This is a genomic window from Natronococcus sp., assembly GCF_047921035.1.
Taxonomy (GTDB): domain Archaea; phylum Halobacteriota; class Halobacteria; order Halobacteriales; family Natrialbaceae; genus Natronococcus.
The window spans coordinates 65,539-83,296 of the sequence record NZ_JBLRWX010000004.1; the positions used below are offsets into that span (position 1 = coordinate 65,539).

Genomic DNA, 17,758 nt, shown 5'->3' on the forward strand with positions numbered 1-17,758 from the left:
TTCGGCGAGTCGGTCCGGTATGGACCGCGACGAACTCGCTCCGCTGATCGACCACACCATCCTCGGCCCCGAGACCACACTCGCCGACGTCGAGGACGTCCTCGACGACGCCGCCGAACACGGGATGAACGCCTGCATCCCGCCCTACGCCGTCGAACACGCTGCCGACTACGCACCCGAAGTCACCCTTGCAACCGTGATCGGGTTTCCCCACGGCCAGAACGCCCCCGACGTGAAACGCCGCGAGGGCGTCCTCGCCTGGAAGGCCGGCGCCGACGAACTCGACGTCGTCCTCAACGTCGCCCACGTCGAGGCGGGCCGGCTCGAGGCCGTCGAGGACGAACTCGCCGAACTCGTCGCGGCCGTCCCGATCCCGGTGAAGGTGATCATCGAGACGGCCCTGCTGACCGACGACGAGAAACGCGACGCCTGCGAGGCCGCCCGCGCGGCCGACGCCGCAATGGTCAAGACCTCGACGGGCTTTGCCGACGGCGGCGCCACCGTCGCGGACGTCGAACTCATGAGCGAGTACCTCCCGGTCAAGGCCAGCGGCGGCGTCGGCAGCTACGACGAGGCGATCGAAATGCTCGAGGCCGGCGCCGAGCGCATCGGCGCCTCGAGCGGGGTCGAGATCCTCGAGGGCGCACCGGAGTAGCGCGGCGACCGCTTCGGGTTCCGTCTCCGTCGCCTGAGCCGTCCGGGGAAGCCGACCGACGGCGCCGCGACGGGCCCGTTAGTTCTCGGGGTCGTCCGCGGGCACCGTTCGCTCGTCCGTCGACTCCGCCGACGCGTCGGTCGCGGCTCGTCGGCGCAGCCACTCGAGCCCTAGTACGCCGCCCGCGATCCCGGCCCCAGTCGTGAATCCGGGGACGGAGTCCGCTTCGTCGTCAGCGGTCTCGTCGTTCGGGTCGTCCCCGTCGTCGGCATCTACGCTTCCGTCTTCGTCGTCGGCGTCGTCAACCGCGTCGTCTCCATCGTCGTCGTCCGGTTCGTCATCGACTCCGGGATCGTCGTCTCCGTTCGGATCGTCGTCGATCCCCTCATCTCCGTTGTCGTCGACGCCATCGTCGCCATCGTCGGTGTCGTCGACGCTGTCATCGGTCTCGTCCTCGTCGTCTTCCTCTCCGCCGTACTGGTCATCGCCCTGGTCGTCTTCCTCGTCCTCGCCTTCGGCGCTCTCCTGCGCTTCGTCGTCATCCGCTTCACCCTCGCCGTCCGGCTGTCCGTCGTCGTCGCTCTCGTCGCTCTCGTCCTGCTCGTCTCCGTCGCCGTCGGGTTCCTCCTCGCCTTCGTCTTCACCGGTGTCGCCCTCCTCGTCCGTCTCCTCGCGAAGCGCGACGAGGTTGCCGTCGCGTTCGACGTAGATCGTGTCGCCGCTGACGGCCAGCACCTCGCCGACCGGGAGGTCGTCCGTCGAGACCGTCCACCGCTCGCTCCCATCGTCCTTCTCGAGCGCGACGAGTTCGCCGTTGTACTCCCCGTACGTGGCCATCGTCTCCCGGAAGTAGACGTAGACGGTGTCGCCGACGATCGCGGCGTCCCCGACGTTGCGAGCCACGGCGACCTCCCAGCCGTACTCGTCGCCGTGGATCGAGCGACCGACCAGCGCGTCGGCCTCGTAGCCGCCGAGATAGAGCTCCTCGCCGAGCGTGACGCTGATGCCTTCTGCCGACACCTTCTCGAGTTCCTCGCCCGTCTGTGCGTCGGCGATGTGTCGCGCGTAGTAGCTGGCGCGACCGGCGGTGACGGCGGTCGCCGTCACCCGCGTCTGGCTCCGCTGGCCGCCGTAGTTGCTCGAGGGTTCGCTCCAGACCTCCTCGCCGGTTTCGGGGTCGAACGCCGCGGTTACGCCTCCCATGCCGTCTACCGCACCGGCGTAGACCACGCCGTTCGCCGCGGCGGTCGTACCGACGAACCCCCGTTGTTCCGCCTCTCCCTCGCCGGACCGCGGCTCGACCGCGATCGACTCGTGTTCCCACCGGACCGAGCCGTCCGCCGGCTCGAGGGCGTACAGCGTCCCGTCGGCGACGACGAAGACGGTATCGTAGGCGACCGTCTGACTCGCGATCCGGTCTTCGGGTTCGAACTCGGTCTGCCAGCGGATCGAGCCGTCGGCGACGTCGAGCGCGAACAGTTCGTCGTCGGCGATGTAGAGGGTGTCGCCGACCACCGACGGCGCGCTCGCGTCGATCCCGGTGGTCTCCCAGATCGTCGAGCCGTCGGCGGCGTCAAGCGCGGCGACACCGTCCGCGGTCCTCGCGTAGACGACGCCGTCGGCGACCGCGACGCCGACGTTGATCGCGGTGTCGACGGTCCAGACGTCCTCGAGTGCCTCGCCCTCGAGGGCGGGACCGTCGGGAACGTACCGCGCGTGGCCGGCGTCGCCGTCGAACGACGGCCAGTCCTCGTCCAACCCCGGATTCGGGTCGATGGTCGGATCGGGCAGGTCGCCAGCGGCCGTCCCCTCGCCGGCCCCGATCGACGCGAAGATTCCCCCCGCGGTGAGCGTTGCACCGGTCGCCAGCACCGAACGCCGTCGCCACTTCGTCATACGAGCGCCGACGCGAGAATGTCTGATTACTATCCAGTTGCTACGACTGACTTGTCCTTCCCGCAACTGTTTCGGACGGGTGAGAATCGTGCTCGCTCGACGGGACGTCCCCGACTGCATCGGGCCCTCGAGGACGTCCTCGCGGGCTCGAGCGGCGTATCCCCCGTTACCACTCCTGGCCGGCGGGTTCGGCCTGTCGCGACTCCGCCTGGGGAGTCACCTTCTCGCCGCGCACGACGACGTACGCGATCGCGGCGATCACGCCCAGCGGGAAAAAGAGGATCAACAGTCCCGCGGTGCCGAGCGCCCACACCAGTTCGTTGTTCTCCCGCTTCGCAGCGTCCGTGTAGATCCAATAGGCGACGCCGACCGTGATTGCCAGGAAGACGATCGACGTGACCGCCGCGACGATGAGGAACGTCGACTCGTCCATCGGTAGCTCCTCGCCCTCCGCCTGAAGCACGAACGCGGCGTTGAGTAGCTGTAGCATCTACGTCGCCTCCATTGAACCGATCGACGACCGACGCGGTACGTCCCGCCTCGAGCCGTTAGATCGGTTGACCGCTCGTTCACGTATTCTTCGTGTCATGTACTGTAGTCGTACAGTCTCCGCTCCCTCACTATATTTTTGCGGTGGGCGTAGGTGTGAGAAGATGTTCCGGAGCACGGCTCGGGCCGGTCGTCGTCACTCCGTCTCGAGCAGCCGCGAGACGACCGGCGACTCGTCTTTCCCGAGCGCCGACCGCACCAGCAGGTGCCCCCCGAGTTCGGAGAGGCTGATGACGTCGTCCGCGCCGGCGCGTTCGAGCTTCCGGGTGTTCTGTCGATCGGTCGCGGCGGTGACGATCCGGACGTCGGGCCGGAGCTCGCGAGCGGTCAGCACCGCCATCGCGTCCTGGGCGTCGTCGTCGGTTGCGACGAGGACGGCCCGCGCGTTTTCGATCTTCGCGCGTCGGAGCGGCTCCTCGTCGCTCGGGTTGGCCGTCAGCGCGCGGATGTCGCGCTCGGCGAGCGCGCTCGCCGCGTTCTGGTCCTGCGTGACGACCAGGAACTGTCGGTTCGCCTCGTCGAGTTCGTTGACGATCGGTTCGGTCAGATCCCCGTAGCCCAGCACGAGGATGTGGTCGTCCAGCAGGTCGAGTTCTGTGTCTGTCATTATTCCGAGAGTTTTCGAGAGGCGGGCCTGGATCGCGGGGCCGACGAGCGATCCGATGGCGATACCGAAGCTCGCGACGCCGAGCACGACGATGGACATCGTAAAGAGGATCGCGATTTCGGTTTCGGGGCCGATATCGCCGTAGCCGACCGTGCTCGAGGTGATCAGCGTGAAGTAGAAGGCGTCGAGCAGGTGGTCGATCCCGTCGAACTGCTCGCGTAGGGCGTACGAGCCGAACGTGCCGTAGGCCTGCACCCCGACGAGCGCGCCGCCGGCGGCCAGCTGGGTCGTCGTCAGCGCGAGCGAGCGGTCGAACTGCCGGCGGCTGAGCAGCAGGGTCGGCAGCGCACACACCGAGAGGACGACCAGCGGCAGCGAGTACGGGCTCGCCTGCAACAGCCCCTGGATCGCCGTCAGCGGCAACAGCAGGAACGTCGCCCACCAGCCGGCGCGCAGCCGTCGTCTGAGCGCGAGCACGCTCGCGAGCATCAGAAAGCCCGTCAGCGCCCCCGTGAATCCGACCGCGTTCTGGACGACGATCGGCACGTGGGCTGCGAAGGGACCGTAGTCGGCGGCCTGCTGATCGATCCGCAAGATCCCCGTTGCGACCGAGAGCAGGGCGACGAGCATGGCGAGGGCGACCGCCGCCCGCGTCGTCACCACCCAGCGCCAGTCCTCGGGCAACCGCTCCACGACGCGTTCGCCGACCATACCTCCGCTCGGAGGCGTGGCCGATTAAACCTCTCCGTTCGCGGTCGGGTTCCGATCGGCGAGGAACTCCGCTGCGGCCTCCTCGCCGTCGGCGAACAGCTCCTCGAGGAACTCCGGACTTCGGTCGAGTTTCGTCCGCCAGCCCAGGTCGGGCCGGCGAAAGCGGAGCCGTTCGACCTCGGTGTGGGTGAACGTCTCGGGGAGGTAGCCCGCCTCGATCCAGTCGTTGAGCTGCTCGACGAAGCTCACCTCGCTGTTCAGTGACTTGTTGCCCGAGAGTTCGTTCCGACGGTCGGCGATCCCCTCCTGGGATTTCGGGACGCGGGGTCGTTCCTGTGGGTTGATCTTGATGACCCAGATCTCGTCGGGATCGGGCGTCTCCCGGTTGCTCACGAAGTCCTTGATCGGCGGGTTCTTCGAGAACAGGCCGTCCCAGTAGTACTCGCCGTCGACCTCCTCGGCCGGGAAGACGTAGGGGATGGCGGCCGACGCCAGCACCGCCTCCGCCGAAACCTCGTCCTCGCGGAAGAGCTTGAACTCGCCCGAGAGCACGTTGGCGGCGCTGATCAACAGTGCCGGCTCGCTCCCGTCCAGGAGTTCGGGAATCGCCCCGAAGTCGACGTGACGCTCGAGCAGGTCGAGAAACTCCCGGCGACCCCAGAGCGCGGCGGGGGACTGGTAGGGGCTGACCTCGGGGGTGGGGACGCCCATGCGCTGGAGTCGGCCGGTCCAGCGGACCGTCTCGTTGGCCAGCCGGTCGATCGGCCCGCGGGCGGCCATATCCGCCCAGTAGTCGGCCAGTAGCTGGCGGGGCTCGTGATCGGGGTGCTGGTGGCCGTACCACGCGAGCAGTGCGCAGACGGCCCCGCCGGAGGTCCCGCTGAAACCGACGATCTCGACGCCGTCGGCCAGCGCCTCGTCCTCGAGCAGCCGGGAGAGCACGCCGGCGGTAAACGCGGTGTGACTGCCGCCGCCCTGGCACGCGATCGCGACGCACTGTGGATCGGAACTCATCGTAGCTGCTGGATTCGTTTCCGACCGCACACCAAGTTCGTTCGGGCTGCAGCCGGTACCTGTTTACCGGTTCCGACCCATCGGCCGGTAATGGCGCTTCCCGTCGAAGTACTGCTCGGGCTCTATCTCGGACTCCTGACCGGGATCGTGCCCGCGTTCGTCTCGGGCGCCCTCGGATTCCTCGTCCGGTACGTCACCGGGGTCTCGCTGCCCGGGTTCGGCGTTCTCGTCCTGGCGCTGTCGATCGCCAGCGTCCAGGGCGGCCTGCTCGGCCTCGTCGAACCGACCATCGCCCAGTCGCCCCGTCTGCTGGTCGCGGTGCTGGTCGTATTGATGCTCGCGCTGTACGCCCACAATCAGGGCGACAAACTCGGGGCCGAGCTACCGAAACGGCTCTCGCTCACCCAGCTCCGCCAGCGCACCCTCTCGGCCGACGTGATCGAGTTCGTGGGTACGGCCGGCCGGGTCACGATCCGCCCGACCGGCGAGATCCGCGACGTGGAGGGCTACCCGCCGCTGCCCTCGTCGCTCCGGACGACGATCAAGGAGTCCTCCTGGCGGCTCCCGGCCGACCTCCCGCTCTCGGAGCTCGAGGTCCGACTCGAGGAGCGGCTACGAACCGAACACGACCTCGCGGACGTCGCCGTCTCGCTCGACGAGCGGGCACGGGCGTCGATCACCGCGGCGCCGCCCGCCGGCGGCCTCTCGCGGCGCGTCCCCGACGGACAGCGCGCGGTGTCGGTCGCCGCGCTGGTCCCGACCGGGCTGGCTCGAGGCGACGAGGTGACCGTTCGGAGCGACGCGCGATCGATCGCGGGGACGGTTCTGAGCGTCAGGACCGACCGAGACGACGAGCGCGAGACGGACGAGCGAGGGACCGACTCGGACCGAGACGAGGCCGAACCCGCCGGCGAGGACGAGGCCGAACCCGCCGCCGTAGGGTCCGGGACCACGAGCGCGAGCGCGGGCGGAACCGGCCGGGTGACCGTCGCCGTCGACGAGACGGACGTGCGAGCGCTGCTCGAGGCGGAGACGCCGCGACTGGTCGTCGGATCGCGCGGGACGAACCGCGACTTCACGGCGTTCACGCTGCTCAAACGAGCCGGCTACGCGGTTCGCCGCCTCGTCGCTCCGGTCGAACTCCCCGAGTCGTCGGACGTACGGGTGCTCGCGGTCCGGAGCCAGGGCCGGGGGAGCGACGACCGCGGGCAGCGGTGGCGGTTCGCCCCCGACGTCGATCGCTCGCTCGAGCCGGGCGAGGAGGCGTTCGTCGCCGGACCGGAACCGGCGGTGAGCGCACTCGGCGGCGACGAGCGGGAGCCGAGCGAGCCCCCGGGTGCCGACCGACCAGGAGGTGATCGCGCGTGATCGAGCCGGCCGTCGCGCTGGCCGCCGGAACCGAGCCGGTCGCCGACGCGCTGCTCGACGCCCTCGTCCGAATCCTCGGGTTCAGCGTTCTCGCGGCCGGGACGGCGGCGACCGCGGCGCTGACGTTTCGCTGGTACAGCGCGGACGAGCTGGCCGAGGGAGTCGGGATCCTGGTCGGCCTGACGGCGGTCGCGGTCTGGCTGAACACGAAGACGGCCCTGCAGGACGCGATCATCGGAACGTCGCCGCTGCTCGAGACCGAGACCGCGGTCTACACGGTCGTCGTGTTCGTCGCGAGCGCGATCGCTGCCGACGGCGGTCGCCGCCTCGGCGACCGCGTCGCCCGGGACGTCTTCGCGGTCGCCGCGCCGCGGACGATCGACGACGTGGGACAGCTCGTCCGCTCGGCGGGCCGCGTGACCGCGGTGGAGCTGCCGGAGACGATCGCGGACGTCGACGGCTACGACCCCGTCGATCCGGCGACGAAAGCCGACCTCGCCGGGCAGACGTTTTTCCTCCCGCGACGGCTCACCGTCGACGGGCTGCGCGACCGGCTCACCGCGCGCCTCGAGCGCGACTACGGAGTCGGCCACGTCGACGTCGATCTCACGGCCGACGGCGAGATCGAGTTCCTCGCGCTGGGCAGCCGCCCGGCGGGGATCGGCCCGACGCTGGCGCCCGGCAGCGTCGCCGTCGCGATCCGCGCCGACCCCGCGGCCGACGCCAGTCCGGGCGACGCGGTCGGGATCTGGACCCGCGAGGGGGAGACCTACCGTCGCGTCGCCGACGGCGAGCTGCGCGGCACCGCCGACGACGTGGCGACCGTCGCGGTCGACGTCGAGGACGTCCGGTCGCTCGAGGCCGACGCCGACCGCCGGCTCGTCACGCTTCCGGGAACGCCGGACGTCGAGCGGGAGTTCGTCTCCGCGCTCCGGGCGGCCGACGAGACCGTCACCGCGGTCACCGTCGACGCCGGCGGCCCCCTCGAGGGAGCCCCGATCGACTCGCTTCCCTCGCTCGTGCTCGCGATCGACCGGGACGACGGCGCCGTCGCACTGCCCGGGGACGGGGACCGTCTCGCGGCCGGCGACGTCGCGTACGTCCTCGGTCGCCCGGAGGCCCTGCGTCGGCTCCCGGAGCGGTAGCTACTTGCCGTCGGCACGGATAGCGCCATTCATGACCGAGTGGAAGCTGTTCGCGGATCTCGCCGAACGAGCGGGCGACAAACACGTCGCGGTCGAGGCCGACGCCGGGGACACCGTCGGCGACGCCCTCGAGGAGCTCCTCGAGGGACGCCCCGAACTCGAGGACCGCGTGCTCGAGGACGGCGAGCTTCGCTCCCAGATCAACGTGTTGCGAAACGGGACGAACGTCCTGGTCGAGGAGGAGGGCCTCGAGACCGAACTCGAGGCCGGCGACGAGCTGGCGCTGTTCCCGCCCGTCAGCGGCGGGTGATGGAGTTCCAGCGCCTTCGGCCCGACGAGGCGGCCGTCCGTCGCTACGTCGAGGAGCTGTGGCTTCCCTCCCACCGCGAACTCGAGTCGACCGTCGACGGCCACGCGCTCGCCGACGACGTCGACCTCGTCGCCAGGGAGGTCGCCTACCGGCTCGAGCGACTCGCGGCCGACGGCCACCGGACGTGGCTCGCCGTCGACGGACCCGACGCCCACGGATCGATCGGCTCGGCGTTTTGTCCCGATAGCGACGGCGACCTCTACGTCTGCGTATGGACCGTCCGGCCTCGAGTCTGCAGCCCCGGCTAATCACCGTCGGGTGGGACTGAAAGGGGCTGGCCCGCTGGAGGTGCGAGGCGAAGTAAGCACTGGACTGAGCGAAGCGAGGAAAGCGCGCAGCGAGCCGCAGTCCCTCCAGCGGGCCAGGGGCTTTCGAGTGATACTGACGAGTAGCAGGTTCTGCTCACACGAATATACGGGATTGCCACGTCCTCCCCAACCGATTCGCTCACTCGCTGCACTCGTTCGCTCATCCCTCGCACAATGTTATCGACCGCCCTCGCTCGCGCTCAGGCGGTCGACAGCGCGCGCCTCCGCAGAAAGAGTGGTCGGACCGAAGTGATACGTCGTTCACCTGTACTGAACGCGAGTTTCGCGGATACCTCTGAATAACGAGATCGTACTATCAACTACTGGTAACGATTTACCGGTGCACCCGCAGGGCGGTCGCGGTTACACCAGTGACGACTCACGGTAGACCGTCTCATACGGATTGTTGTAGCGTTCTACCGGTGATCGCTCGGGCGGGGACAGCGATCACCGGTAAAGAACTACAATAGTCCGTATCAGAGCCCGATCCCGAGCACGAAGTCCGGCTCCTCGGAGATCTCCGCGCCCGCGTAGGAGGCGTCGCTGACGAACGCGGCTGTCTCGGGGATCAGCACGCGGGTCCGATCCGCGTCGAGGTCGGCGGCGTCCCGGGCGATCGCGCCGAACAGCGACCGGGCCGCGTCGACGTCGTCCCAGGCGCCGACGCCGTACTCGGCCCACGTTTCGGTTTCGCCGTCGTCGCCCTCGCGGTCGTACGTTCGGACGCGGTAGGAGGCCCCGGCGAGCCCCGATTCCCGTTCGACCGCGAACACGGCCGTCTCGTCGGCGAGGCGCTCGAAGTCCGCCCGTGTGAGTTCGCGCACCGCCCACGACTCCTCGGGCGCGAAGCCGAGTCCCTGCAGGTGATCGCGGGCGTCGCTGTGGGTCCAGTAGCGCCAGGCAGCCGCGGGGTCGCTCGAGACTCGGTCCGGACCCGAGGCGTCCGAATCGGGCTCGGGGTGGGCGAAGCGAAACTCGGTCAGCGGCTCGAACCCGCCCGTTCGTGCTGCTCCGAGGGAGGCCGCGTTCCACGAGAAGATCATGATGCGGCCGACGGTCGCCCCCTGCTCGCGGGCCCACTCGAAGCAGGCCTCGTTGAGCCGACCGCTCAGCCCCTGTCGCTGGTAGGCGGGGTTGACCCGCATCCCCTGGAACCAGGCCTCGTCGGGAGAGACCATCACGGCCTGAACGATTCCGGCGACCTCGTCGCCGGCGTCGGCCAGGAACGTCTTCTTTCGCTCGCCGTCGTCCTCGAGCCAGTCGTGGTAGATCTCGGGGATGTAGTCGCCGCCTCGATCGGCCCAGAGGTCCTCGGTAAAGGCCGTGACGCCCTCGTAATCGTCGTGGGTCGCCCGGCGAATGGTGATTCCGACCGACATCTCACTCCCAGGGGGTCGATCGCTCCTGCAGTTCGCCGGCCAGCGACGTCTCCATCGCCTCCGGGACCGAGTCGGCGTTCGCAAGGGCCCACATCAACTTGACTTTCGCCGTTCCGGGGAGGGTGTCGCCAGCCTCGATCACGCCGGCCTCGAGCAGGTCTCGACCCGTGTCGTACACGCGGTCACAGACCCGCCCCTCCAGGCACTGGCTGGTCATGACGACCGTGGTGCCGTCCTCGATCAGCGCCTCGATGCGGGGGATGAGGTCGGTGTGGACGTGGCCGAGCCCGGTCCCCTCGAGGACGACGCCCTCGCTTCCCTCGAGGACGTCGAGGAAGGCGGGATCCATTCCCGGCGTGAACTTCAGCAGTTCGACGTCTTCCTCGAGGTCCTCGGCGAGCGCGAGGTCCGTCTCTCCTCGTTCCTGATGCTCGCGTCTGAAGGTAACGTCCTCCGTCTCGTAGTCGACCTCACCCAGCGGCTCTGCGCCGACCGTCTCGAAGGCGTCCCGGCGCGAGGTGTGGTTCTTCCGCACTCGAGTCCCTCGGTGGAGCGCGCAGACGTCGTCGCTCTCGGAGGCGTGCATACAGACCATGACCTCCGCGCAGTCGTTCTTGGCGGCCTCGACGGCGCAGACGGCGTTCATCACGTTATCGGAGGACGGCCGATCCGCCGAGCGCTGGCTGCCGGTAAAGACGATCGGCACCGGCGTCTCGAGCATGAAGGCGAGCGCGGAGGCGGAGTACTGCATCGTGTCGGTGCCGTGCATGACGACGACGCCGTCGGCACCCGCCTCGATCTCCTCGCGGACCGCGCGAGCGAGGTCCTGCCAGATCGGCGGTTCCATGTTCTCCGAGAGGATGTTGGCGACGACTCTCCCCCTGTAGTTCGCCCGGCCCGCGAGATCGGGCACCGCCCGCAGGACGTCCTCGGCGTCGAACTGCGCCGTCACCGCGCCGGTGCGGTAGTCGACCGTCGAGGCGATCGTCCCACCGGTCGAGATCAGCGCGATCGTCGGTAGCTCCTCGTCGAACTCGACCGCCGAGCCGCCCTCGTCCTCGTCGGCGCTCGAGCCGTCGATCTCGTAGACGTCCTCCTCGAGGACGTCGACCGCGGCGTCTTCGCGGTCGATCCCGACGTTGTAGCCGCCCTCGAGTTTCACCACGAGCTGCTCGTCCGTACTGGAGGGCAACAGGACCCCCTCGTAGCTGCGGTCCGCGCGATCGACGCGAACGCGGTCGCCTGGATTCATACGCCTCCGTTGCGCGGCGCCGGACTTGAAGGCACGCTTTCGGCCTCGAGTCGCGCTACGTGACGAGGCCGACGACGACGAGTCCGACGCCCATCAGGAGCAACACGCCGGCGATAACCGCCGTCAGCAGGCGGACGGTACTCAAGGCGTCGCGGGTGAGATCGAGTTTCGGGTAGAGGTGACGGCCGGCGTACAGCAACCCTCCCCCGAGGGCGATCGAGATCACCCCGAAGACGATCAGCTCGGTAGTCACTGTCACCCGGTACGTCGGGGAGGGTAAAAAGAACGCCCGTCGAACGTGGGAAAAGTCCATGGTGTCGGGACGCTTGCACTCGCGTATGGGCGACCGTTCGGACGAGTTCGTCGAGAGAGAAGGCGGGGAGCGCTCGACCGACGAACTCCTCGAGGAGACGGAGCGGCTGCTCTCCGGCTCGAACGCGGGGGTCGACGGGGACTCGAGCACGGAAGCGTCCGCCTCGGTGTCGACGGACACGGAGTCGGCGGAACGGACCTCCCTGCGGTCGCGGCTGCCGTCGCTCCCCCGCCCCTCGCTCGAGGGGGCGTTCTCCCCCACGGCCTTTCTCGCGCTCGTCGTCGCGCTCGGCGCCGGCTTCTTCGCGGGGGAACTGGTGATCCCGATCGCCGGCCAGATCGTCGGCATGTTCGCCGTCGCGTTCGCCATCGGGCTCGCGACGTCGAAGCGGCGTTACCTCGAGACGGCCGCGGCCGGCGCCTCGGTCGGCGGAATCGCCGCGGTGGTGAGCAACGCGGTGCTCGCGGTCGCCGGCTCGGGGCGGGCCGTACTGGCCGTCGGCGTGAGCGCCGGCCTTGTCGCCTGCCTCGTCGGCTACTACTTCGGACGGGACCTCCGGAACGGGCTGTTTCAGGACCTCGAGTGAGTGACTACCTCATCCTCGGTTCGCCACTACTGAAACGTCTACCAGAGTCTGTTAGACCGCCTATCGTACCGATACGCGATTACCGATCGTGAGAGCGGACACTCAGCTCGTCACCGTCGAACCAAATTCGGTAGCGGTCAGTAGCGAAGGAGACGGTGACCCGTTCGGACTGTCGATGTCGGACGAGCGCGTCGAGTGCTTCCGGGTCAACGTACTCGTGTAAGGTGCTGTCGAGTTTGGTCGGCTCGACTCCGATAACGGTTGCGAGAGCGGTGACGGCGGCGATGCTCGGTGACGTGGTCGACCAATCGTACGCTCTTTGGAAGTGAGGGGTAGTCGAATCGGACCTGCGCTCGTCGCCCGCTCGGGTGTCTTCACTCATGGCCGGGCTATGCTCACAACCCTTATAAGTATGCTGTGATTTTTCGGGTGAACGCCGATGTGTATCTACAGGCGGAGCAGGCCGAGTGCCTCGGGGCTTGACCCCGAGGCGGTTCACGTTGCTCGCTCTCCGTCGAGTCGCCACGTGAAGATCGCCTGGAGGACGACGACGAGGCTATTTCGGGCGCCCGCGCCCCAGATTGCGGTTTCTTCGATTCCGTCACCGCCGCCGGAACCGTTCACGAGAGCACTCACGAGTGCCGTCTCTTCGTCGGTGATCAACAGGTTCCCGGCGGGCGTATCTCCCCACTCCCACAGGGTTTCGAACAGCTTGGCCGACGGTACCGTCTCCTGAATCTGTTCTTGAACATCGTCCGAAATTCCCGCGAGATAGATGTCTACCCCGCGGTCAGCGGCGGCCTGAAGCCGATCGAGATGCTCGTCGGTGAGTAGTTCATCGACGGTCATGTAGACGATTTGCTCGTCTGCATCGGCGAGAAACTCGTCGACACGAGACGCGACCGCCTCCCGACCGGTCACCGTCCAGACGCCGAACTGTTCGCGTTGCGGTTGGGCCGGCCCGATCACCTCCAGACACTCCGCGAGTTCGGTGATCGTGTTTTCCCGTCTCACGTTGAGCGTCCGGATGATAGTCTCCTCCGAGATCACCGTGAATTTCCGCGGTGTCGTGTGCTGGATGTCAATGAAGCCCAGTTCGTGGAGCCGATCGGTCGCTTCGTACACGCGAGTGCGCGGCACGCCGTTGACGCGGGCAATGTCCTGTGTGGTTCCCGTCCCGAGCCGAAGGAGGTTGATCAGCGTCTGGGCTTCGTACTGGGACAACCCGAGATCCTGTAATCGGTCGAGAGCCTCGGCTTCGGCCTGCTCCTCGTCAAACGATACCATGTGTGGTGGTATGGGAGATGAACGGATAAAGCCCACTCGAGACCGCCAGCACTACGGCCAGGGTCAGTCGGGGCGGATAACGAAGCCGTATCCGTTTCAGAAGAACACCGTTCGGGTAATCCATCAGTGAGATTTTCCGTCTCTCCCTTCGGTTCGGCGCCGATTTTGTGACCTGTTTCACTCGCCTCACTCGAGTTCGGTCGTAACGAACTGGTGGAGTTTCTCGACGCGTTCGTCCGGGTGGTAGCGAACTGTGTCCGTTCGGTCGTCGTATTCGATGAGACCGATGTCTGCCAGTTTCGGGAGGTGGGTGTGCTCCAACTTGAGAACGATTTGTTCGCTACGCCCTACCCCGGCTGGCTCCGGGGGCGGATTCTCCGATGTGATGTGATCAACGAGCTTATTCAGCGTCACGACGTTGTTCTCGCTATCTCTCAGCCGGGTAAGTACTGATCGACGTTCCGAATTCGCGACGATTTCGAGTGCGTTCTCGGTCGAAATGGATTGTGTGATCTGTGTCATCAATCTAATCACTTCCCTTGTGCGTTGGTCGTCTCTCCAGAAGAACTCCTCGTTCACCCACAATCTCACACCCATTGAGGAAGCCCGTTCTAAACGACGAACGAATCCTGTACTGACTAATTTCGGTTTGAATCAGATTAATTCCGCGACTAATACATACCCAGTCAGTCGCGCTACTAGTTACCTCTCTACACCTTCGGTAGCGGAGAGAACCGATTCCCTGCAAGAAGATTATTCACGTGGATCGTTTTCGACGGACAATCCTGACGTCAGCAATCGACGGAGGAGCACGACGATCCCGTTTTCGAGGCCTCTGGCGAAAATAGCCTGCTCTTTTGTCCTGCCACCGCCTGCTTTCGGATAGTACGAGCCGATCAAGAGCGTCTCGCGATCGACGAGCAGTATCCGACTGATTGCGACTTCATCTTCGCTCTCCGTTCCAGTGAGCCAGTCGAGGGCGGTTCCAAACACGCGAATATTGGGAAGTTCCGTCCCGAGGCTCTCCGTAATCGCTTCCGTCTGTCCGCCGAGAACGATCGATAGCTCCTGTTCTGCGGCCGTATGTAATTTGTCGAACAGCCGCTCGGACAGGATATCCTCGTCGACGACGAGAAACGCGATTTCGGACTCCGCTTCGTCGATGAGTTCGAGCGTCCGTGATTCGATCGCGTCGTGGCCGGCTAACGACCACACTTCCTGAACGTGATCGGTGTCCTCGTCGTTGTTCCGAACTTCGGTGTTCTCGAGGGACGTCTCGAGCGACCTGATGCGGTCGGTATACTTCTGCTGAAGTGTCTGTGTTGCTTCGCTGATTTCGACAGCCCGATACACTTGCGGACTCGAATGCTGTACTTCGACTAATCCTTCCGACTCGAGCACGCGAATGGCGTCGTAGACCCGTGTTCGCGGAACGTCGGAAATTTCGTGTATCTCCTTTGCCGTCCCACTGGGAAGCTGGTTCAACGCCACAAAACACCGTGCTTCGTACTCTTGGAGTCCGAGGTCTTGCAGCAGATCGATAGCGTCTGTTATAGCTGTATCCTGTGTCATGGCCCAACCACAAATTCGGATTTCCGAACGTGGTCAATAGCGTGTGTGGAGGGAAAAAGGATTCGTGAAGTAGCGAGTACGCATAGGGGCGAGGATCATCCGAAGACCGTTTCACTCAGATAATCACACAAGCTACTTACGGCGGCGCTCGGTATGTACTGCTGGCGAGTCCGTTCTGGCCCAACCACGGCGGGCTCGCCAGATTCTACCTTCCGACGACAGCTGGGGCTTCGAACAACCGTACTCGGTGATACGGCTATCGGTGAGATCGATCACCTCCATGGGACGGAGAGTGTCCGTGAGTTGTTGAACGAAGAAGCGCACTACTGCCCGCCCGTACGCTACGATTCTTCGGGCTCGGAGACGAGTTCCCACCCGCGTCTCGTCCGCCGGACCATCCCCTCGTCGGCCATCAGCTCGAGGATTTCGGCGACGACCTCGCGGGGCGCATCGACGTCCTCGCCCAGCTCGGAGACCGATTTGGGCTCGGAGCGAATGCTCGCGAGGACGTCGGCGTAGATCCGGCTCTCGGGCCCGGTGCCGACCGTCTCGGAGATGTGATCGAGCACGTCACAGACGTGGCGTTGGACCCACCGCTGGGCCAGCGACAGCTCGTTCTCGAGCTGCTCGAGTTGCTCTAGGGTCGCCAGCAGCTCCTCTAAGTTGTCGGTGTCCTCCCAGGAGACGTCGATCTCGAGGTGTCGGCAGGTCGCGATGTCGAAGCTGCTGTTCGCCGGGTAGGCGCTCTTGCTCACGTAGCCGTACGGCGAGAGGCTCACCTCGAGGCGGAGGTTGCGAGCGATGTGGAAGTACTTCCGGCGCTGGTCGTCGATCCGGCTCTCGATCAGGCCGGCCTCCTCGAGTTTGCGCAGGTGTTCGATCACCGCCTTGGGACTCACGCCGAGGTACTCCGAGATCTCGGTCACGTAGCAGGGTTTTCGCGCGAGCAGTCGGAGGATCCGTCTCCGGTTTTCGTTCCCGAGGAGGTCCAACAGGGCGGCGGAGTCCATTCGTACGATGGGTTAGGTGCCGTCGCTGAAAAGCGTGTCTTCTCGGTGGGGGGCGCTTCGCACGCCGCTCGCCGCTACTCGCTCGAGGCGTCGTTCCCGCCGTCCTCCTCGGACGGCTGGCCCTCGAGGTAGCCCTCGAAGCCCAGCAGCTCCGTCGCGACGGCCGCGATCTGCTCGCCGCCGAGGTCGGCGACGTCGTCCTCGAGGCTCTCGAGGCGGTCGACGCCGACTCCGTTGTCGGCGGCGAACGGCTTGGTCTGCTCGATCGCCCGTTCCAGGGCCACGATCTCGACGGTCAGCCGGGTCATCCGGGCCTGGTACTGCGGCGTCGAGAGTTCGTCACCGCCCTCGCGGAGCTGATCGCGCTCGTGCTCGAGGCTCTCGAACTGTGCGGCCAGGCTGTCGGCTCGTTCGTCGACGAGCCGTTCCCGGGTGTCGTCGTCGGCGGCTTCGTACCTCGCTTCGAACATCTCGGATTCGACCGTGCTCGAGGTGTCGGTCGCGCTCGAGTGCATGAACGTGGTGACGCCTCGTTCGATCTCCGAGCCGTGTCGCTCGTCGTTCTGTTCGTCCGACCGATCGTCGGCGCCGACGCTCGCGAAGGTCCCGCTGGCGACGGGGGCGACCGTCAGCCCGACGAGGAGGACCGCGGCGAGGAGGGCGGCCGACCGGGTGGAGTTCATTACCGTGTTGGACCGTCGACCGGCCTAAAAAGTCGGGCCTTCGTTCGGAACCGTTTACGCGCCCGACCGCGCCGTTCGGAAGAGCTGGAGGGTTTACACTCGCTTTAGCCGCCACGTTGCAGCGGTCGTACGTCTCGAGTGCCCCGGCGCCGACGGTTCGAAACGATCCGATTCCGGCCGGATCGTTCAAACCGTTTATCCGCCGATCAGTCGAGCGTTACCGCGGTCAGCCCCCGTTTTCGTCACGTTTATCATCGGCGTTATGAACTGTTGTGGTCGCGCGACGGACCGCCCGATCGCCTGCAACGATCGATCGACGATTGCGCTGTGAGCACGGTGGGACAGCTCGCAGAAAAGTTATACCGCCTCGGTCCGTGGTACCTAGTGGCATGTTCGAAGTGTTCTCCGGAAGCTACTACCTCGGTCGCCTCTACGTGACTCCGACCGACCGGCAACACGCCCTCATACACGACGAACAGCACGAACGGCTCAACGAGGAAGTGTACACGACCGGCGAGGGCGTCGAACGGCTCGACGCCCCGCTGGTGATGAAACTCGAGTCCCAGCACTTCCCGGTCCACGGCGATTCGGCGGTCCCGACGAACACCCTCGCCCTCCCCCAGTCGATGCTCGAGGATACCGACGTTCGGAGCCCGCCCTCGCTGCGCGAGGTGTTGCTCGCACGCCGCGAGCGGGCCGAACAGCTGCTTTCCTTCGCCGGCTGGGAGCCGTCCGGCCCCGACACGGACGCCTACCCCGGCGCCGGAACCTAAAAGTACTCCGGCTTCGCGTGTTCGGTCAGATGCTCGACGAGTTGCTCGGCCGCGCCCCCCTGAAGGCGCGCATCGACGAACTCGAGGAGGAAACCGAGCGCCTGCGGGAGCGCTACGAGGCCGAATCGGAGCGCCGATCCGAGGCGGTGACGGCCCGTCAGGAGGCCGAAGAACGACAGAACCGACTCGAGGACCGCATCGCCCAGCTCGAGGGCGAACTCGAGCGGATCGAGGCCGACGACGCCGGACCGGCCGTCCGCCGACGGGTCGACCTTCGGGG

Annotated in this window: 20 protein-coding genes and 1 pseudogene; 8 read left to right on the top strand and 13 right to left on the bottom strand. The window is 66.6% G+C overall.

Annotation, left to right across the window (positions count from 1 at the left end; genetic code table 11):
• The first annotated feature begins 19 nt into the window (after positions 1-19).
• On the top strand, positions 20-655 hold the full coding sequence (gene deoC / locus ACNA7R_RS01955; protein WP_416281854.1) for a deoxyribose-phosphate aldolase: 636 nt from the start codon (positions 20-22) through the stop codon (positions 653-655).
• 78 nt (positions 656-733) lie between these two features.
• On the opposite strand, the gene ACNA7R_RS01960 is transcribed toward deoC, so the two are convergent.
• The 4 genes from ACNA7R_RS01960 to ACNA7R_RS01975 all read right to left on the bottom strand — a co-directional run bounded on the left by ACNA7R_RS01960 (position 734) and on the right by ACNA7R_RS01975 (position 5,432).
• Positions 734-2,551 (bottom strand): PQQ-binding-like beta-propeller repeat protein, encoded by a 1,818-nt coding sequence (locus ACNA7R_RS01960; protein ID WP_416281855.1) that lies wholly within the window; start codon positions 2,549-2,551, stop codon positions 734-736.
• A gap of 166 nt (positions 2,552-2,717) precedes the next feature.
• Entirely contained in the window at positions 2,718-3,041 is a 324-nt protein-coding gene (locus ACNA7R_RS01965; RefSeq protein WP_416281856.1) for a hypothetical protein, read from the bottom strand.
• 195 nt (positions 3,042-3,236) lie between these two features.
• Positions 3,237-4,418 carry an NAD-binding protein gene (locus ACNA7R_RS01970; protein WP_416281857.1) on the bottom strand — a complete coding sequence of 394 codons (1,182 nt, stop codon included), beginning with the start codon at positions 4,416-4,418 and terminating at the stop codon, positions 3,237-3,239.
• 24 nt (positions 4,419-4,442) lie between these two features.
• Positions 4,443-5,432 carry a patatin-like phospholipase family protein gene (locus tag ACNA7R_RS01975; RefSeq protein ID WP_416281858.1) on the bottom strand — a complete coding sequence of 330 codons (990 nt, stop codon included), beginning with the start codon at positions 5,430-5,432 and terminating at the stop codon, positions 4,443-4,445.
• Positions 5,433-5,522: 90 nt separating this feature from the next.
• On the opposite strand from ACNA7R_RS01975, the gene ACNA7R_RS01980 reads away from it, so the two are divergent.
• Genes ACNA7R_RS01980 through ACNA7R_RS01995 form a run of 4 tightly spaced genes read left to right on the top strand, consistent with a single transcriptional unit; the run spans position 5,523 to position 8,563 of the window.
• Entirely contained in the window at positions 5,523-6,800 is a 1,278-nt protein-coding gene (locus ACNA7R_RS01980; RefSeq protein ID WP_416281859.1) for a potassium transporter TrkA, read from the top strand.
• The gene (locus ACNA7R_RS01985; protein ID WP_416281860.1) at positions 6,797-7,945 is read left to right on the top strand and encodes a TrkA C-terminal domain-containing protein; all 1,149 of its coding nucleotides are present in this window, start codon (positions 6,797-6,799) and stop codon (positions 7,943-7,945) included. The genes ACNA7R_RS01980 and ACNA7R_RS01985 overlap by 4 nt, the downstream gene beginning before the upstream one ends.
• Before the next feature lie 31 nt (positions 7,946-7,976).
• Entirely contained in the window at positions 7,977-8,255 is a 279-nt protein-coding gene (locus tag ACNA7R_RS01990) for a ubiquitin-like small modifier protein 1 (RefSeq protein ID WP_416281861.1), read from the top strand.
• Positions 8,255-8,563: a hypothetical protein gene (locus ACNA7R_RS01995; RefSeq protein ID WP_416281862.1), complete on the top strand. Its 309-nt coding sequence runs from the start codon at positions 8,255-8,257 to the stop codon at positions 8,561-8,563. The genes ACNA7R_RS01990 and ACNA7R_RS01995 overlap by 1 nt, the downstream gene beginning before the upstream one ends.
• 536 nt (positions 8,564-9,099) lie before the next feature.
• On the opposite strand, the gene ACNA7R_RS02000 is transcribed toward ACNA7R_RS01995, so the two are convergent.
• From ACNA7R_RS02000 to ACNA7R_RS02010, 3 genes are read right to left on the bottom strand one after another with little or no spacing between them, the layout of a single operon-like run.
• The gene (locus tag ACNA7R_RS02000) at positions 9,100-10,002 is read right to left on the bottom strand and encodes a GNAT family N-acetyltransferase (protein ID WP_416281863.1); all 903 of its coding nucleotides are present in this window, start codon (positions 10,000-10,002) and stop codon (positions 9,100-9,102) included.
• A 1-nt stretch (position 10,003) separates the two neighbouring features.
• A complete protein-coding gene (gatD, locus tag ACNA7R_RS02005; protein WP_416281864.1) occupies positions 10,004-11,254 on the bottom strand; it encodes a Glu-tRNA(Gln) amidotransferase subunit GatD in 1,251 nt (416 codons plus the stop codon).
• A gap of 55 nt (positions 11,255-11,309) precedes the next feature.
• Complete coding sequence (locus tag ACNA7R_RS02010) at positions 11,310-11,507, bottom strand: hypothetical protein (protein ID WP_416281865.1); 198 nt, start codon at positions 11,505-11,507, stop codon at positions 11,310-11,312.
• 85 nt (positions 11,508-11,592) lie between these two features.
• Between ACNA7R_RS02010 and ACNA7R_RS02015 the strand changes: the two genes are divergently transcribed.
• Entirely contained in the window at positions 11,593-12,153 is a 561-nt protein-coding gene (locus ACNA7R_RS02015) for a DUF456 domain-containing protein (RefSeq protein ID WP_416281866.1), read from the top strand.
• 79 nt (positions 12,154-12,232) lie between these two features.
• Here ACNA7R_RS02015 and ACNA7R_RS02020 read toward each other — a convergent pair whose 3' ends face one another.
• From ACNA7R_RS02020 to ACNA7R_RS02045, 6 genes are all read right to left on the bottom strand, one after another.
• Positions 12,233-12,535, bottom strand: coding sequence for a HalOD1 output domain-containing protein (locus ACNA7R_RS02020; protein WP_416281867.1), 303 nt, complete (start codon positions 12,533-12,535; stop codon positions 12,233-12,235).
• Between the two features lie 113 nt (positions 12,536-12,648).
• The gene (locus tag ACNA7R_RS02025) at positions 12,649-13,440 is read right to left on the bottom strand and encodes a TrmB family transcriptional regulator (RefSeq protein ID WP_416281868.1); all 792 of its coding nucleotides are present in this window, start codon (positions 13,438-13,440) and stop codon (positions 12,649-12,651) included.
• 186 nt (positions 13,441-13,626) lie between these two features.
• Positions 13,627-14,019 (bottom strand): hypothetical protein, encoded by a 393-nt coding sequence (locus ACNA7R_RS02030; protein WP_416281869.1) that lies wholly within the window; start codon positions 14,017-14,019, stop codon positions 13,627-13,629.
• Positions 14,020-14,193: 174 nt separating this feature from the next.
• Positions 14,194-15,012 (bottom strand): TrmB family transcriptional regulator, encoded by an 819-nt coding sequence (locus ACNA7R_RS02035; protein WP_416281870.1) that lies wholly within the window; start codon positions 15,010-15,012, stop codon positions 14,194-14,196.
• A 341-nt stretch (positions 15,013-15,353) separates the two neighbouring features.
• Positions 15,354-16,022 (bottom strand): ArsR/SmtB family transcription factor, encoded by a 669-nt coding sequence (locus ACNA7R_RS02040; RefSeq protein WP_416281871.1) that lies wholly within the window; start codon positions 16,020-16,022, stop codon positions 15,354-15,356.
• A gap of 74 nt (positions 16,023-16,096) precedes the next feature.
• Complete coding sequence (locus ACNA7R_RS02045; RefSeq protein ID WP_416281872.1) at positions 16,097-16,705, bottom strand: hypothetical protein; 609 nt, start codon at positions 16,703-16,705, stop codon at positions 16,097-16,099.
• Between the two features lie 389 nt (positions 16,706-17,094).
• On the opposite strand from ACNA7R_RS02045, the gene ACNA7R_RS02050 reads away from it, so the two are divergent.
• Positions 17,095-17,478: a DUF5802 family protein gene (locus ACNA7R_RS02050; protein WP_416281873.1), complete on the top strand. Its 384-nt coding sequence runs from the start codon at positions 17,095-17,097 to the stop codon at positions 17,476-17,478.
• 29 nt (positions 17,479-17,507) lie between these two features.
• Positions 17,508-17,758: pseudogene (locus ACNA7R_RS02055) on the top strand (hypothetical protein); the annotation flags it as partial.

Coding starts and splice junctions, on each gene's coding strand:
- deoC (WP_416281854.1), top strand. CDS start 20: ATGGACCGCGACGAACTCGCTCCGCTGATCGACCACACCATCCTCGGC.
- ACNA7R_RS01960 (WP_416281855.1), bottom strand. CDS start 2,551: ATGACGAAGTGGCGACGGCGTTCGGTGCTGGCGACCGGTGCAACGCTC.
- ACNA7R_RS01965 (WP_416281856.1), bottom strand. CDS start 3,041: ATGCTACAGCTACTCAACGCCGCGTTCGTGCTTCAGGCGGAGGGCGAG.
- ACNA7R_RS01970 (WP_416281857.1), bottom strand. CDS start 4,418: ATGGTCGGCGAACGCGTCGTGGAGCGGTTGCCCGAGGACTGGCGCTGG.
- ACNA7R_RS01975 (WP_416281858.1), bottom strand. CDS start 5,432: ATGAGTTCCGATCCACAGTGCGTCGCGATCGCGTGCCAGGGCGGCGGC.
- ACNA7R_RS01980 (WP_416281859.1), top strand. CDS start 5,523: ATGGCGCTTCCCGTCGAAGTACTGCTCGGGCTCTATCTCGGACTCCTG.
- ACNA7R_RS01990 (WP_416281861.1), top strand. CDS start 7,977: ATGACCGAGTGGAAGCTGTTCGCGGATCTCGCCGAACGAGCGGGCGAC.
- ACNA7R_RS01995 (WP_416281862.1), top strand. CDS start 8,255: ATGGAGTTCCAGCGCCTTCGGCCCGACGAGGCGGCCGTCCGTCGCTAC.
- ACNA7R_RS02000 (WP_416281863.1), bottom strand. CDS start 10,002: ATGTCGGTCGGAATCACCATTCGCCGGGCGACCCACGACGATTACGAG.
- gatD (WP_416281864.1), bottom strand. CDS start 11,254: ATGAATCCAGGCGACCGCGTTCGCGTCGATCGCGCGGACCGCAGCTAC.
- ACNA7R_RS02015 (WP_416281866.1), top strand. CDS start 11,593: ATGGGCGACCGTTCGGACGAGTTCGTCGAGAGAGAAGGCGGGGAGCGC.
- ACNA7R_RS02020 (WP_416281867.1), bottom strand. CDS start 12,535: ATGAGTGAAGACACCCGAGCGGGCGACGAGCGCAGGTCCGATTCGACT.
- ACNA7R_RS02025 (WP_416281868.1), bottom strand. CDS start 13,440: ATGGTATCGTTTGACGAGGAGCAGGCCGAAGCCGAGGCTCTCGACCGA.
- ACNA7R_RS02035 (WP_416281870.1), bottom strand. CDS start 15,012: ATGACACAGGATACAGCTATAACAGACGCTATCGATCTGCTGCAAGAC.
- ACNA7R_RS02040 (WP_416281871.1), bottom strand. CDS start 16,022: ATGGACTCCGCCGCCCTGTTGGACCTCCTCGGGAACGAAAACCGGAGA.
- ACNA7R_RS02045 (WP_416281872.1), bottom strand. CDS start 16,705: ATGAACTCCACCCGGTCGGCCGCCCTCCTCGCCGCGGTCCTCCTCGTC.
- ACNA7R_RS02050 (WP_416281873.1), top strand. CDS start 17,095: ATGTTCGAAGTGTTCTCCGGAAGCTACTACCTCGGTCGCCTCTACGTG.